Origin of the sequence: Grimontia sedimenti, from assembly GCF_011045095.1 — a bacterium.
GTDB classification, from domain to species: domain Bacteria; phylum Pseudomonadota; class Gammaproteobacteria; order Enterobacterales; family Vibrionaceae; genus Enterovibrio; species Enterovibrio sedimenti.
In genome coordinates, this window is sequence record NZ_JAALDL010000007.1 from 178,041 (window position 1) to 193,850 (window position 15,810).

Here is a 15,810-nt window from a genome sequence, read left to right on the forward strand (position 1 = left end):
AGGTGAAAAGCCGTAACTTATTGTTTTACTCATTGTGTACTGTCCCTCTCTCTGCACAGGCAGTGGAGCCGTTTCCTTATCAAACGGAAAATGGCATCGACATCATTCCAACGCTGCAATTCAGCGCTGGGCACGATGACAATGTTCGCAGGACAGAAACCGATCCTGTCGACTCTGCCATGTACAGGGTGACGCCAAAGGTTGTTGCCCAGCTTGAAACGCGCCGCTCGGCCTATCAGTTCGACTATACGCTTGACGCCGTGAGCTTTACCGACAGCAGCGAAGACGACTACGTGAACCACGAGCTTCATGGAAATGCATTTTGGCTGTTCGATATCCGCCATCGCCTTCGCCTTGATTACACCTATCGTGTGGCGAGCGAAGCGCGCGGAACAGGGCTGACTGAAGGTTCGAGCCTTCAGGTCGATGAACCTTTACGTTTCAGACGCCATGATGCCAACGCCCGCTATATGTATGGTGCCAACGGTGCACCTGGCCGTCTGGTCGGTATCTTAGGCTATGAAGCCAAAGACTATGATGACGAAGTGTTTGTCCGCACCAATGGCGTTACTGTCGACACCAAATTCTATAACTGGGACATGCCTTATGTGGCTGGTGAGTTTTATTACGCGGTCTCAAGCTATTTCCATGCGCTGACTATCTTCCGACATGAAATACGCAGTTACGACAACCTCTTTACGGGCCCTGGCGGCAGCCGTGACAACAACAACACCTTCCTTTATGGCGGTTTGGACTGGGATGTCACAGGTAAAACACAAGGGCGACTGCTGCTTGGTTTCCAAAATAAAGATTTCGACAGTGACCAGCGCGAAAACTTCCAGGGTTTCAGCTGGCAACTGAGATTGAGTTGGAAACCCACTGATTACAGTGAGTTTCGCCTTGAGGGCCGTGACTTCGCGCGCGACCCGAACCTCAACGCTGACTACGTAGAAGATCAATCCATCAAGATTGACTGGGAACATAAATGGACCCCATTAGTGACAACAACGGCCTCCGCTAGGTATGGAACCAATGACTATCCGGGCATCCGTAAAGATGACGACACCCAGTTTGACGTAAGTGCAACCTACAGCATTGCCCGCTGGTGGGATGTAACGGCAGGCGTCAGCTGGTTTGAACGTGACTCGACGTTGACTGGCTATAGTTATGATCAAACAAGATTTTTTCTCGGCATGGAGGTGAGCCTGTGATCAAACGATTTAGCTTTATTCTTTTCGCCCTGCTGACGTTTTCAGTCACCGCGTACGCTGACAATGAGCAGTACGTGCTAGACGACGGTGACAGAATTTCTATCAAAGTGTATGGCGAGGAAGATCTCTCCATGGACATTCTTCTCAGCACCCGTGGGCGATTTGATTATCCCTATCTCGGCAGGCTGGAAGCAGCAGGAAAAACCGTCGGACAACTGCAGGAAATCATTCAGAGAGGGCTGAAAGGCGACTATCTGATTGACCCTAAAGTGACGGTCAACGTTATGCAGTTCCGTAAGTTCTACGTGAACGGTGAGGTACATCATCCGGGCGGTTATGACTATCAGCCTGGGTTAACGATTGGCAAAGCCATTGCGATTGCGGGTGGTTTCACGGATCGCGCTTCAAGAAACAAAATTCAACAAACAGAAGCCAAAAGCGGAAGAACAGAAAACAACGTTGGTCTGTCGAAATCTGTTGGCCCTGGCGACATCATCGTAGTGGATCAGAGCTTCTTCTAAGAAGCCAACCGAAAGAACAGCTTTTTTGCGCACGGAAGATAAAAAGGACTAGTAAACATCATGAAACTTATCGAGCCTAACCCGGCCAACGAACCTGCACGTCTCGATCTCAAGCGTTACGTCGGCATTATTCTGCGTTACTGGTTGCCGATTGCTACGTTCGTGGCGGTGGTGACCTTGGTCGCGACAGTGCTGATCCTTGCTATTACTCCGGTTTACCGTGCGACCGCAACGCTGCTTATTGAGTCTGAAGCCAACAAGGCGGTATCAATCGAAGAGGTATATACCTTAGATACCAGCCAGAAAGAGTACTACCAGACTCAATTTGAAATCCTGCGTTCTAACCACATTGCGGAAAAAGTGATTGAGGATCTGGGTATTGCCAATATCCGCGAATTCAATAATCAGGTTGGTGAGTTGTCAGGCCGTGAGAAGCTATTGGGCTTTCTTCATAACATCGGGCCATTGCAGCAGTTCCTTCCGGAGCCGGTTTCTCCTTCAGAGCTGACCGATGATGCTTCTGCGCGCCAAGCTGTTTTGAATAAGTTTAAATCGCACCTAACGATCGAACCGATTCGTAATACGCAGTTAGTTAACATCCATTTTGGTTCTATCGATCCTGAACTGGCAGCAAAAGTCGCCAATGCTCTTGGTCAGGCTTACATTGAGTCCAACCTGGAAGCCCGTTTGGTGGCCACCCAAACCGCGTCGTTCTGGATCACCGAGCGCCTCACAGAACTGAAAGACAATCTGGACGCGGCCGAGCTTGCCCTGACCAACTTCCTGAAAGAAGAAGGTCTGATAGAGCTTGATGATATCGACCAGTTGGCGGGCTCAGAACTCACTAACCTGTCTATTCGCGTTAACGAAGCCCGTGAACGTCGAGTTGCGGCACAAAGTCTTTTTGATCAACTGAAAAACAACGCCAGTGGCAGCCTGATGACAGTGCCGGAAATCTCCAACCACCCTCAGGTACGTGACGTTAAGAATGCCGAAACAGATGCAGAACGCCGTGTTTCAGAGCTGGCTAAACGCTATGGTCCAAAACACGACAAAATGATCCAGGCCCAAGCGCAGTTGGACGCGGTCAGAGAGCGTATGTACTCAGTGATTAATAACCTGGCGCAAGGCATTGAGAAAGAGCTGAACAGCGCACGTCAGCAAGAGCGCGCGCTGGTAGCACAGCTTGAAAGCAAGAAGAGCGATTACCAGAACATCAGTGCAAAACGTGCACAGTATGATTCACTCAAGCGCGACGTTGACTCTAACCGTCAGCTCTACGATTTGTTCCTGAACCGGCAGAAAGAAACCACAGTTGCTGGCGACTTCGATGCCGTGAACGCGCGCTTCACGGATCGTGCAGCTGTCCCTCAACATCCATCCAGCCCTCAGACGGGTAAATTGATCGTGATCAGCGCCGCATTCGCCCTGCTGCTCGGTATCGTTGGTGCGTTTTTAGCGGATGCTTACCGCAACACCATTGAAAAACCTGACGATGTTGAGGAGAAGTTGGGATTGCAGCACCTAGGATTTCTGCCCCGTGTAAAAGCGAAGCGATTCAAGAATGTACCGCTTGATCACACACTTTACCTGGACCCAGATGAAGCTTTGTTCAGCGAATCGGTCCGTACTATCCGCACTTCTATTCTGCTTACGCTCACCAACAGTAAGCGCAATGTGCTTGCAGTGACTTCTTCACTGCCCTCTGAAGGCAAAACTACCGTGGCGATGAGCCTCGCCCAGTCCCTTGCCAAGATGGAACGCACGCTCTTGATTGACTGCGACCTGCGAATGCCTGCTGTCGGACAGCGTTATGGCTTGCCACGCAACCAAGCGGGACTGAGTAATGTACTGGTGATGGGCGCACCGGTGACTGATTGCATCTATCACGATGATGAAACGCAACTCGATATCCTGCCTGCTGGCCTGTTGCCACAAAACCCGCAGGAGCTTCTGGGCTCAACCAAGTTCTCGGCGCTGATCAACCAGCTGAAACAGAGCTATGACAGGATCATTCTCGACACCCCACCGGTACAGGTGGTGAGCGATGGATTGATTCTGGGGCGTTTGGCTGGTGGCATGATCCTGGTGGTGAAAGCAGAAGCAACCACGGAGAAACAGGTCAACCGTTCGATCAGCCAACTTGTTCGTCATGACATCGCCATCGATGGTGTAGTGCTTAACCAACTCTCCGCCAAATATGCGGAGGAAAAATACAAGCTGCACTATGGTTATTACAACAATAACAAGCAGGATGACGAAACACTGGAAGCGAGTTAATCGCTTTCAGAACAAGGATTAACAATACCAATGAAAACCAGTTTTGATGTTTTTAACGGCGATGCTGACGGGATTTGCGCCCTGCTTCAGCTTCGCCTCGCCACCCCGAAAGACAGCGTACTGATCACCGGGGTAAAGCGTGATATCGCCCTGTTGAAACAGGTCGATCCCGCTGTCGCCCAAGACGTGACTGTGTTGGATGTAGCCATGGAGAAAAACCGCGCTGCGCTGGATAACTTATTGTCACAGGGCGTGCGTGTATTTTACGCCGACCACCATAATCCGGGAGAAGTGCCGGATCATGCGTCACTGACCACACATATCAACACCGCCGCAAATACCTGCACCAGTCTCATTGTCGACAAACTGCTGGATGGCCGTTACCGCGAGTGGGCACTGGTTGGCGCGTATGGCGACAACATGATTGCTACCGCTGACACACTGGCCAATAAATCAGGCCTGTGCGATCAAGACCGCATCAAGCTGATGCAATTCGGTACTTATCTTAACTACAACGGCTACGGCTCATCGCTCAGCGATTTGCTGTTCGCTCCCGCGGAAATTTACCGCCTGATGGCAGCTTATCCATCGCCATTTAATTTCATTGCCGAGCGTCCGGATGTCTACGCGACACTGGAAGATGGTTTTGTCGGCGACAGTGAAAAAGCGGCTGCGATTATGCCTTACTCCGAGCGAGCAGGTTCCCGTGTGTTTATGTTGCCGGACGAAGCTTGGGCGCGCCGTATCAGCGGCGTGTACTCCAATGATTTAACCAACCGCGACCCGGAAGTGGCGAACGCGGTGATCACGGCAAAGGCTGACGGCAATTATCTGGTCAGCATCCGCGCGCCGCTGAAAAACCGCGTTGGTGCTGATGAACTGGCCGCCGCTTTCCCAACGGGTGGCGGACGAAAAGCGGCGGCCGGGATCAACGCCCTGCCCGCTGAATTGCTTAACGATTTTATTGATGCGTTCCACCAGCGTTACCCGCTGGATACGTAAAAAAAGGACTGACCATGGTGGACAAGATTTCGCTAAACCAAACCCATCTCAAGCAGCTTGAGAACGAGTCTATACACATCATCAGGGAAGTGGCGGCTGAGTTCGACAACCCTGTGATGCTTTACTCCATCGGTAAAGATTCGGCAGTCATGCTCCACCTTGCGATGAAAGCCTTTCACCCGGGTAAGCCGCCATTTCCTCTCCTTCACGTCGATACTACATGGAAGTTCAAGGAAATGATTACCTTCCGTGACGAGTTCACCAAGCGTCATGGCCTCGATCTTCTGGTTCACATCAATCAGGAAGGCGTGGACATGGGCATGGGGCCTTTCACACATGGCAGTGCCAAGCATACGGATGTGATGAAAACCCAGGCGCTGAAGCAGGCGTTGGATAAATACGGCTTTGACGCCGCTTTCGGCGGTGCGCGCCGTGATGAAGAAAAAAGCCGCGCCAAAGAACGCGTTTACTCCTTCCGCGACAAACACCACCGCTGGGATCCCAAAAACCAGCGCCCTGAGCTTTGGGACGTGTACAACGGCCGGGTGAATAAAGGTGAGAGCATCCGCGTGTTCCCGCTTTCCAACTGGACCGAGCTCGATATCTGGCAATACATCTATCTGGAAAACATCGACATCGTGCCGCTGTACTTTGCAGAGAAACGTCCGGTGGTTGAGCGCGATGGCACCCTGATCATGGTGGATGACGACCGCATGCCACTGGAAAAAGACGAGAAGCCGGAAATGAAATCTGTCCGCTTCCGCACTCTGGGTTGTTATCCGCTCACTGGCGCTGTCGAATCGACTGCCGCCACGTTGCCGGAAATCATTCAGGAAATGCTGCTGACCAAAACATCAGAGCGACAAGGCCGTGTGATTGATCACGATCAGGCTGGCTCCATGGAGCAGAAAAAACGCGAAGGCTACTTCTAAAAAACATAAGCCTCGAAAACCATTTAAACATTTGCTTGCCTGCTAAAGGAGTGACTCATGAGTCATAGCTCATCGCTGATCGCATCGGACATCGAAGCCTATCTTCATCAGCATGAAAACAAGGATTTACTGCGCCTGCTCACCTGCGGCAGCGTGGATGATGGCAAGTCGACCCTGATTGGCCGACTGCTGTTTGATACCAAACTGATTTTTGAAGATCACCTCACCAGCCTGCACAAAGACAATGCCCGTGTGGGTAATGCCGGTGAAGCTCTCGATTTGGCCCTGCTGGTTGATGGCCTGCAGTCGGAGCGTGAACAAGGCATCACCATCGATGTGGCCTACCGTTATTTCTCGACCGAGAAACGCAAGTTCATCATCGCAGACTGTCCGGGACACGAACAGTACACCCGTAACATGGCGACGGGCGCATCCAACTGTGAACTGGCGATCGTGATGGTCGACGCACGTAAAGGGCTGCTGACCCAGACGCGACGCCACAGCTATATCGTGAGCCTGCTGGGTATTCGTCATGTGGTGGTTGCTATCAACAAGATGGATTTGGTCGACTTTGATCAATCGGTGTTCGAATCCATTCAGGCCGATTATCAGGCGATGGCTTCCCAGCTCGGCATCAAGGATGTCCGCTTTGTGCCGATTTCTGCGCTGTCGGGCGACAACGTGGTCAGCGCCAGCGAAAACATGCCGTGGTATCAGGGACCTTCATTGATGGAGATGCTGGAAGGCGTTGAAATCAGCCGCGACCAGAACCTCGATTTGATGCGCTTCCCAGTGCAGTACGTGAACCGCCCGAACCTCGATTTCCGTGGTTACTGCGGCACATTGGCTTCAGGCATTCTGCGCAAAGGCGATACCGTTATGGCGCTGCCGTCTGGTCATAAAAGCACAGTCACATCGATTGTGACTTATGACGGTGAACTTGATGCCGTTGCGCCGAAAAATGCGGTGACCGTGACTTTGGCAGACGAAATCGATATTTCCCGCGGCGACATGCTGGTTCATGAGGACACAGCACCGACCGTGACCGACAGCCTGAGTGCCAACATTGTCTGGATGTCACAAGACACGATGAAGACCAAACGTGACTATGACTTCAAGTTCGCCAGTCATAACGTGACAGGTCGCATTACCAGCATTGAACACAAAGTCGATATCAACAGCTTCGAAACGCTGTCTGCCAATGAATTAGCACTGAATGAAATCGGTAAAGTGGAATTACGTCTGAATGCGCCAGTCGCGGCAGATAACTACAGCCTGAACCATAAAACAGGCGCGTTCATTGTGATAGACCGCCTCACCAATATCACGGTGGGAGCAGGCATGGTGGAAGCACTCCATTCACCACGTGAACAACAAGCGAAACGCACCTACACCGCGGCAGAAATCGCGTTAAATCGCTACATCCGTGAGCACTACCCGGAATGGGAAACCAAATCGGTCGAATGATCGGGGTGATGACATGGACACGTTGACGTTAAAGGCTAGGGATGAGAGAAGCACCACCATGGCGGTAAAAGTACTGCATATCATTAACGATCTGTCGCGAAACGGCGGTGCGCAGCGCTTTGTCGTTGATTTAGTGTGTCCGACACCGGCTGGCTACGAAAGCAAGGTCGTGATACTGGACGATATCAACGACTTATCCGGCGAGCTGGAAGCCGCGGGCGTGGAATGTCTGGTGTGGAAAAAGCTTTCCCTCAAGGAAAAATGGCAAATCCTGCGTTGGCCAGACGTAGTGCATGGCCACCTCTTTCCCTCGATCTATGTGGCGCTGGCAGCGTTTGGCAAAAAGCGTATTCAGACTGAACACAACTCGCATAACCGACGTCGCGACCATATCTGGATGAAGCCTTTCGAGTGGCTGCTTTACTGGCGCTACCAGAAAACCGTGTGCATCACAGGGCAGGTACAAAATGCGCTGGAAGATTTCCTCCCGCATTGGAAAAAGCACTATTCGGTGATCTTAAATGGCATCAACCTCAGCAAATTTTCCATGCAAGAGAAGCAGCCACCCACAGAAGATGCGCCAATCCGTATCGGGATGGCGGGTCGACTGCATCCTTACAAAGATCACCCTACACTGATACGTGCACTGGCCAAGTTACCAGCCCGTTATGAGCTTCACCTTGCAGGCGATGGCGATCGTCGCGGGGAATACGAAGCCTTGGTCAAAGAGCTTGGTCTTGAAAACAGAGTGGTTTTCCACGGTGTGCGTTCAGACATCCCCGTGTTTTTGGACAGTCTTAATATCTATGTGCAGAGCACGATTATTGAAGGGTTTGGTCTGGCCGCTGTAGAAGGCATGGCAGCAGGATTGCCAGTGCTCGCGTCAAACGTTCAAGGCATTGATGAAGTTATTGGTACCGAAGAGTACCTGTTTCCTTTAGGTGACGACGACGCGCTCGCCCAAAGGATTACTTCCATCTGTGAAGACCCACAGGAGTATACCAAAGCCTCACAACGTTCTTTGTCACGCTGTCAGCTGTACAGGCTGGAGACATTCCGCGAGCAATATTATCAGGCTTATCAGGAGCTGGCGGATGACAAGATCGCTTGAGCATGCGGCTGCCCTTGCCGTTGTCCTGTTTTTTGTCCCGACGAAAATCGCTGTCGCCGGCATCAGCCTGTATCTGGCCGATTTTCTTGGTATCGCTTCGCTTGGCTTTCTTATTCTTATTGCATTGCGCGGGCAATTGCTGCAGTCGACGCTAAAAGCGGGCGGCTTCATCTTTGTGTTTGTCATCTACATTGCGCTATCAGGCATTATCAATGATGTCCCGCTGAAGCTGGTGATCATTGAAATGATCCAGTGGCTTTCCGTTGCCGCCTTTCTAGGGGTTTTACATCAGGCAGGCTTGTTGGCTTCACCACGTTTTCTATCGCTGCTGGCGCTTTATACTTTTGCCGGCGCCCTTTACACCGCGGGCTGGCACTTGATGCATCCCGCATTCAACGACTTCAAACAGCTTGGAAATACCAAGTACTTCTTTGGTTTCACCTGCGCCCTGCTCTATATCCTGCGTAGCCAAATCCGGTTCGGGCATGTGTTATTGGCTGCGGCAGTCGTGATGCTCTTGATGTCCGGTGAACGCAAAGCCTTGTTGGGTATGGCGATGCTTGTCGCCTGCGACCTGGTGTTCTGCCGTGAAGTGCATCATCCACGTTCCCGACAAACCGCTTTTGCGCTGGGAACCCTCGGTTTTCTGGGCGGCATTCTGACCCTGCTTTCCATCTGGTACATGGTTGGCACTCACGCCATCCTCGATAAGTTTGAGTTTACCCAGTTCGACATCCTGTTTGCCGACCAGCACGAAGCGCGCTGGGATTCTGAGCTTTGGCGAAAGCTCCTGCTCGCTAATGGTTTTGCCCTGTTTCTGGAATACCCCATTTTCGGCGTCGGCCCCAAGATGCTCCCTGTCTATATCGCCAACTATTTCCAAAATCAGGAACTCGCGATTTATACCCACAACTTCGCCCTTGATGTAGCGGTTGAGTACGGGCTGGTAGGTCTGACGATATTGATTGGCGGATTCCTGTTAGGGCTTCGTCATCTTTTCGGGCAGCGGTTTATCAATCCAGTGGCCTTTCTTCTTGCGGTTTACATTCTGGCCATGGTGCTGTTTGTGGCCGTTAACAGCACCATCATGCTGATGTTCCTGTTTCCATTTTTCATCAATACGCGCACGGCACCTGAGCCTGTTTCCGAGGCGTCTATGTCTTCTATTAACGCTTCTTCAAACGCCGTGACGCCGCTTTCTACTATTGAGTTTCAAGAGGATAAGAAATGAAGTTCAGCCTAGCCCGACAACGCGCTTTTGACCAAACTCTGAATGCGCCGGATTTTGTCCTGGTTTACCAAATGGGTAAGGTTGGCTCGTCATCTATTGAGGCATCCCTTGAACATGCTGGCATCCCGAGTTGGCACATCCATACCTTCGACGACAACGAAGAGTTTCAGATGTACCACAACACCGATGACGTGGCCTGTTTCTTCGACTGGCACATCCGTGCGGCATACAAGCTGACTCTTTCTCACCGGAAACGTATTCTGCAAAAACGTGACCACCTGAAGATCATCACGTTGGTGCGCGATCCTATCGCGACCGTCGTGTCGCGCTTTTTTCAGGATCTCCACATCCAGTTCATCGCGGGTAAAAAGAACGAAGCCATTCACGGAGATATGGATTCCACGCTGCGCCACCTCACCGATGCCTTTGAAACCCAGATGCGTCTTGATTACTTCACTGGCTGGTTCGACAGGGAACTTAAACGCCACTTCGGCATTGATGTGGTTAAACACGTTCAGGATCCCTCTCAAACCCATTGGCGCATCGAGCAAGGGGGCAGTGATGTGCTGTTGATGAAATGCGAAGCGATTAACCAGTCAACAGATGTGCTGGGAGAGTTTCTTGAGCTACCGGACTTCAAGCTGCAATCCAGCAACGAGGCTTCGAACAAGTGGTATTCAGCGCTTTATCAACGCTTTAAAGAAACCTACCCGTTTGAGCGTTTATTCCATCTGTATGATGCACCGCTGTATCGCGCCGTCTACAGTGAAGAGGAAATCACGCAATTTAAACAGAAATGGGGCCAGCGATGAAAACCGTTCTCCATATTACGGAAGCGTTTGGTGGCGGCATCCAAACCGCACTGTGCAGCTATGCGAAATCGACCCAAGGGGATCCGATTCGTCATCACCTGTTTGCCAGATTGCGCCCCAATGACGATACCGGTATGGCGGTCACCACACTGTTCGATGATGTTCAAACGATGGAAGGCGGCTTGCTAGCTTTTTTCCGTGAGGCGAGAAAAGCAGTGCTTCAACTGCAGCCTGACGTGATTCATCTTCACTCCAGTTTCGCTGGGTTTTTGGGGCGCTTTCTCCCGAAAAAAGGCAATACAAAAATTGTCTATACCCCACATTGCTATGCGTTCGAGCGTCGCGACATTTCTGAGTTGATGCAGAAGGTCTACATGCAGCTAGAAAAGGTCGGTCTGTCTCGCATTGATATGATCGCAGGATGCAGCGAAAGGGAATGTGAGCTTGGGTTTGCGCTGGGCGCCCAAAAGGCCGTTCACCTCAACAACTATGCAGACTTGGACAAAGCACTCTCTTTTTCTGAGACCCAGACTGAGCGCCCTCCATTTAACGTGATGGTGGTTGGCCGGGTTTCTCCCCAGAAGGACCCTCAGTTTTTGCTGGATACCATTACCAGCCTGAAGACTTACCCTGAGTTCAGTCAAATTAAGCTGCACTGGCTGGGTGGCGGCGAGCCTGAAATGGAGCAAGCGTTGAGAGAGGCGGGCGTTGAGGTGACGGGAATGATCCCACACCAGCAACTGATGGAAACGCTGAACAGTGCCGATTTGTATCTCCACACCGCTGCGTGGGAAGGCATGCCACTGACCATTCTGGAAGCCGCAAAACTGCGCATTCCTATGGTATTGCGCATAATCGGTGCGACCCAGAACCTGCACTATCCGTTTATGGTGAGCTCGCCAGACACCATGGCAAAGCAAATCATCAATTACTGCAAACGCCCCGATCACCCGGATTACCAACAAGCCATTGATGCCTTCAACAACGACTTCAGTGCGGAAAAACAACGCGAAGCTTTGCACCTGATTTATGAGGCCTAAGCAATGAGCGCGGTGGTGGCACTCTTAATTGCAGGCTTGCTGGGAACATTGCTGCTTACCAATCTTCGTCCGGCGCTGGTATTTGGTGCCGTTTTCACCGCATTGCTGACACTGGATATCGTCCCTGCCGTTCAGCTGTTCAATAACTTCACCAACACGGCGCTCATTACCTTGGTGCTTTTGGTGATGGTTTCTGTGATCCTTGAGCGCACGCCTTACATCAGTGCGCTGGGCCGTTGGTGTACTCAGGGATGTCTTCGTAAAGTCACGGTTCAAACCACCCTGTCTGCTGGCCTGCTTTCTGCGGTCATCAATAATACCGCAGTGGTTTCTACGCTGATGCGCAGCATGACCAAAAGTCAGCACCCTGCCGGCAAGTTATTGATCCCCCTTTCATACGCAGCCATTCTTGGCGGTACCATGACGCTGATTGGTACCTCCACTAACTTGCTAGTGAATGGCTTTACCCTTAATGCCGGTTTGCCCGGAATTGGCTTTTTCGATTTTTCCTTGATTGGCGTACCTGTATTTCTTGCCGGTGTCTTGGTGATTACACTGGTGTCTTTGGCGCTGCTGCCTTCGCGTCAGAGCGGCGCTCAGGAAACCTCACAAAGTTATCTTCTGGAGTCACAACTTAACCCTGACTCTCCCCTCGTCGGCCAAAGCGTTGAACAAAGTGGACTTCGCCACCTTGAGCGCCTGTTTTTGGTGGAAATCATTCGTGCCGAGCGCGTTATCTCTCCAGTGTCACCCGCAGAACAGCTTCAAGGTAACGACGTGTTGGTGTTTTCCGGTGACTTGGAAGCCACAGCATTACTGGAAAAATTCAAAGGGCTAACTCCCCGAACGCAAGGTGAACACCTGCCTTCGGATAATCTGGTGAGTGTCGTCATCACCCCGCAGGCAGTCATTGCCGGAAAAACCATTAAGTCACTCAATTTCCGTGCACAGTTCGGCGCCGCCGTGGTCGCCGTCAAGCGCGGGGAAAACAAAATCACCGGAGGCCTCGGTCAGGTGAAGTTACAAGGCGGGGATCTTCTGGTACTGGCTGTGGGGCAGGATTTTTTCAATCGTGGCAATCTCGCCCAGAACTTCATTCTGGTAGGGGAAAGGGAAAACAATGCCCTGTTAAGTGGCACCCAATCTTTTTTGTTCTGCGGCGGCGCTGTCTGCGCACTGATTGCCAGCTTCCTCGAACTGCTCCCATTGTATAAAGGGCTGATCCTTCTTCTCGCTGGCGCTGTGGCAGCGCGTTTGGTGTCCATTCATGATCTAAGGCGACGATTTCCTTTTGAACTGGTCTTAGTGATTGGCTCTGCATTAGGTCTGGCGCAAGCCATCAGTTTGACGGGGCTGGCAGATAGCCTGGCAACACTTATCATGGGCATCGGTCAACACGGCGGACCTTTCGCCGCCTTGGTGATTCTTTATCTCGCCACCTGGTTGATGACTGAGCTCATCACCAACAATGCCGCTGCCGCAATCAGTTTCCCTGTAGGGCTGGCCATTGCAACGCAATATCAAGTCGATCCCATGCCCTTTATCATGACCGTTGCATTTGCAGCCAGTGCCAGCTTTCTTTCTCCATTTGGCTATCAAACCAACCTGATGGTTTATACCGCCGGTCGTTATGTGCCGAGAGACTACCTCAAAGCTGGGCTGCCTCTGAGCCTGGTTTATGGTGTGCTTGTGCTTTCTCTCATTCCTTTGGTTTTCCCCTGGTAAGGCAGTCTGATGATTTCTCAAATCGTACATCGCATTCAATCCATGGAACCCACACGCCGCCAGTTTCTGTTCCATGCTGCCCTTGCGGCGCTCTTCCGCGTTTTTTCTGCTGCTGCCGCGTTTTTACTCAGTGTCGTCGCGGCAAGAGTGTTAGGCGCAGAACAATCCGGTCTGTTCTTTCTTGGCATGAGCCTCGCCATCTTACTCGGAACGCTTTGCCTATTTGGGATGGAGAATGCTCTTCTGCGGTTTATTGGTCACGCTGGAGAGCAAGACAACGCCGATTTGACCAACCAGGTCTTTACTAATGCTTTGCTGGCGGTGCTTCCTACCTCAGTCATTGTCGGAGGAGTCACCTATCTTGCGTCCCCATGGCTGGCTTTGAATGTGTTCAGTAAACCTGAAGCCACAGTAAGTTTGCGCTACTTTGCGCTGGCCATACCTTTCATCAGCCTGTTCTTTCTTAATGGCTACGCATTGCAGGCAACCCGAAGAGTGATTGCTTCCGTCTGCTCCATGCAGCTTGGTGTGACATTGCTTGCCCTACCCGCATTCTTGCTTCTCAACCATTACCAGTCCAACCCAATGGCTGAAAGTGCTTCCGTACTTTATGTCATTGCTTCTGGGCTGGTAGTGTTAAGTGGCTTGTGGCTATGGTTTCGCGAACCAGATCATCGCATCGACACCAGCGATCGCAAGATGCCGGCGCTTTGGAGCGCCGCCCCCAACCTTTGGTTGATTTCCGCCACCAGCCAGGCCATTCCGTGGGCTTCGGTCGTGATCGTTGGCTTGTTTGTCACATCTGAAGAAGTCGCCTATTTTTCCGCAGCGCAACGAACCTCCTTGCTCATCAGCTTCATGTTAATGGTCATCAATTTCGTCGCGGCTCCCCGGTTCTCAGCACTGTTTAAAGCAGGCAAGCTGGATGAACTGAAACGCTTGGCGCAATTTTCAACCCGACTGATGATTGTGTTTTCCATACCGGTTCTGGCGGCAGTGCTTATCTGGCCAGACACCATCATGACGCTGTTTGGCCGGGAGTTTTCAGCATCCGGTCAACTTCTGGTGATCCTTGCTGTTGGCCAGACCATCAATGTGATGACTGGATCTGTCGGATTTCTTCTCACCATGTGTGGCTATGAAAGAGACATGCGCAACATTACGTTATTCGCTGGGATGCTCACCGTGACTTTGATACTGATATTTACGTCATTATGGGGAATCGTCGGTGCAGCGCTTGCAGTGAGTATCGGTATGAGTACACAGAACATTTTGGCCGTGCACAAGGTCGAAAAAAGACTCGGTTTCTGGCCGATTGGATAAGCGGTTCTTGTTGAAGGGTCCCTCTGGGCTCATAATCAAACAATGAGACAGATTTGCAACGATTAAATGTTAACATTCCAATAAGCCCAATTTTTAATACAGGGCGACTAGTTAGTTGGATGATGTAAATTAAGGACAACCTATGATTAAGAAGTGCCTCTTTCCAGCGGCTGGCTACGGTACCCGTTTTCTGCCTGCCACTAAGTCCATGCCAAAAGAAATGATGCCTATCGTTAATAAGCCACTTATCGAGTACGGCGTTGACGAAGCCATTGAAGCCGGCATCACCGGTATGTGTATTGTTACCGGTCGTGGTAAGCACAGCCTGATGGATCACTTCGACAAAAACTACGAGCTGGAACATCAAATCAGCGGTACGAACAAAGAAGCACTGCTGGGAGATATCCGCGCAACTATCGATGCTGCTTCATTCACCTATATCCGCCAGAAAGAAATGAAAGGTCTGGGTCACGCTATCCTGACTGGCCGTGAGCTGGTGGGTGACGAAGCGTTTGCCGTTGTACTGGCAGATGACCTGTGTGTGAATCTGGAAGACGGCGTGCTTTCCCAGATGGTTGCACTGTACAAGCAGTTCCGCTGCTCTATCGTCGCGGTAGAAGAAGTGCCGGAAGATGAGACTCACAAATACGGCGTCATTTCCGGTGAAGAAATGCGTGACAACCTTTACCGTGTCGACAACATGGTAGAAAAGCCAGAGCAAGGCACCGCGCCAAGTAATCTGGCCATCATCGGCCGTTACATCCTGACACCGGACATTTTCGACATCCTGGAAAAAACAGAACCAGGCAAAAACGGTGAAATCCAGATCACCGATGCTTTGCTGAAACAAGCACAAAGCGGCTGTGTACTGGCTTACAAATTCAAAGGCGAGCGCTTTGACTGTGGTAGCGTTGAAGGCTTTATCGAAGCAACCAACTATTGCTACGAAAATATCTACCTGAAGTCGGATGCACCGAACCAGCCTCAAAAAACGGTAAAAACAGGCTGATCGATTCAGGCTGAAGCACCGTTAAAATTTGCATGTCGCAACACTGAAGAAAGCTGTATGTTTATACAGCTTTCTTCTTTTTCATCACGCGATAATGTGGGATACTTCCTCATTCGTTTTTTCTTCAGGCTGCAAACCTGAGCGCT

The 15,810-nt window shown here is 51.2% G+C and carries 13 protein-coding genes; all 13 read left to right on the top strand.

Annotated elements, in window-relative coordinates; all coding sequences use genetic code 11:
• Positions 1 to 2: 2 nt before the first annotated feature.
• Positions 3 to 1,211, top strand: a complete 1,209-nt coding sequence (locus tag G5S52_RS11580) for an outer membrane beta-barrel protein (RefSeq protein WP_165013676.1) — start codon at positions 3 to 5, stop codon at positions 1,209 to 1,211.
• On the top strand, positions 1,208 to 1,732 hold the full coding sequence (locus G5S52_RS11585; protein WP_062665871.1) for a polysaccharide biosynthesis/export family protein: 525 nt from the start codon (positions 1,208 to 1,210) through the stop codon (positions 1,730 to 1,732). Before G5S52_RS11580 ends, G5S52_RS11585 begins: the two co-directional genes overlap by 4 nt.
• A gap of 60 nt (positions 1,733 to 1,792) precedes the next feature.
• Positions 1,793 to 4,012: a GumC family protein gene (locus tag G5S52_RS11590; RefSeq protein WP_165013678.1), complete on the top strand. Its 2,220-nt coding sequence runs from the start codon at positions 1,793 to 1,795 to the stop codon at positions 4,010 to 4,012.
• 30 nt (positions 4,013 to 4,042) lie between these two features.
• Positions 4,043 to 5,014, top strand: a complete 972-nt coding sequence (locus G5S52_RS11595) for a DHH family phosphoesterase (RefSeq protein WP_165013680.1) — start codon at positions 4,043 to 4,045, stop codon at positions 5,012 to 5,014.
• 14 nt (positions 5,015 to 5,028) lie between these two features.
• Entirely contained in the window at positions 5,029 to 5,946 is a 918-nt protein-coding gene (cysD, locus tag G5S52_RS11600; protein WP_165013682.1) for a sulfate adenylyltransferase subunit CysD, read from the top strand.
• A gap of 57 nt (positions 5,947 to 6,003) precedes the next feature.
• Positions 6,004 to 7,413 (top strand): sulfate adenylyltransferase subunit CysN, encoded by a 1,410-nt coding sequence (cysN, locus tag G5S52_RS11605; RefSeq protein WP_165013685.1) that lies wholly within the window; start codon positions 6,004 to 6,006, stop codon positions 7,411 to 7,413.
• A gap of 58 nt (positions 7,414 to 7,471) precedes the next feature.
• A complete protein-coding gene (locus G5S52_RS11610) occupies positions 7,472 to 8,524 on the top strand; it encodes a glycosyltransferase (protein WP_165013718.1) in 1,053 nt (350 codons plus the stop codon).
• Positions 8,508 to 9,755, top strand: coding sequence for an O-antigen ligase family protein (locus G5S52_RS11615; RefSeq protein ID WP_165013687.1), 1,248 nt, complete (start codon positions 8,508 to 8,510; stop codon positions 9,753 to 9,755). Before G5S52_RS11610 ends, G5S52_RS11615 begins: the two co-directional genes overlap by 17 nt.
• Positions 9,752 to 10,567 carry a putative capsular polysaccharide synthesis family protein gene (locus tag G5S52_RS11620; RefSeq protein ID WP_165013689.1) on the top strand — a complete coding sequence of 272 codons (816 nt, stop codon included), beginning with the start codon at positions 9,752 to 9,754 and terminating at the stop codon, positions 10,565 to 10,567. The genes G5S52_RS11615 and G5S52_RS11620 overlap by 4 nt, the downstream gene beginning before the upstream one ends.
• Entirely contained in the window at positions 10,564 to 11,607 is a 1,044-nt protein-coding gene (locus G5S52_RS11625) for a glycosyltransferase family 4 protein (protein ID WP_165013691.1), read from the top strand. Before G5S52_RS11620 ends, G5S52_RS11625 begins: the two co-directional genes overlap by 4 nt.
• 3 nt (positions 11,608 to 11,610) lie before the next feature.
• Positions 11,611 to 13,332 (top strand): SLC13 family permease, encoded by a 1,722-nt coding sequence (locus tag G5S52_RS11630; RefSeq protein WP_165013693.1) that lies wholly within the window; start codon positions 11,611 to 11,613, stop codon positions 13,330 to 13,332.
• Between the two features lie 9 nt (positions 13,333 to 13,341).
• Positions 13,342 to 14,655: a flippase gene (locus G5S52_RS11635; protein ID WP_165013695.1), complete on the top strand. Its 1,314-nt coding sequence runs from the start codon at positions 13,342 to 13,344 to the stop codon at positions 14,653 to 14,655.
• A gap of 142 nt (positions 14,656 to 14,797) precedes the next feature.
• The gene (galU, locus tag G5S52_RS11640) at positions 14,798 to 15,664 is read left to right on the top strand and encodes a UTP--glucose-1-phosphate uridylyltransferase GalU (protein WP_002541270.1); all 867 of its coding nucleotides are present in this window, start codon (positions 14,798 to 14,800) and stop codon (positions 15,662 to 15,664) included.
• Positions 15,665 to 15,810: the final 146 nt, after the last annotated feature.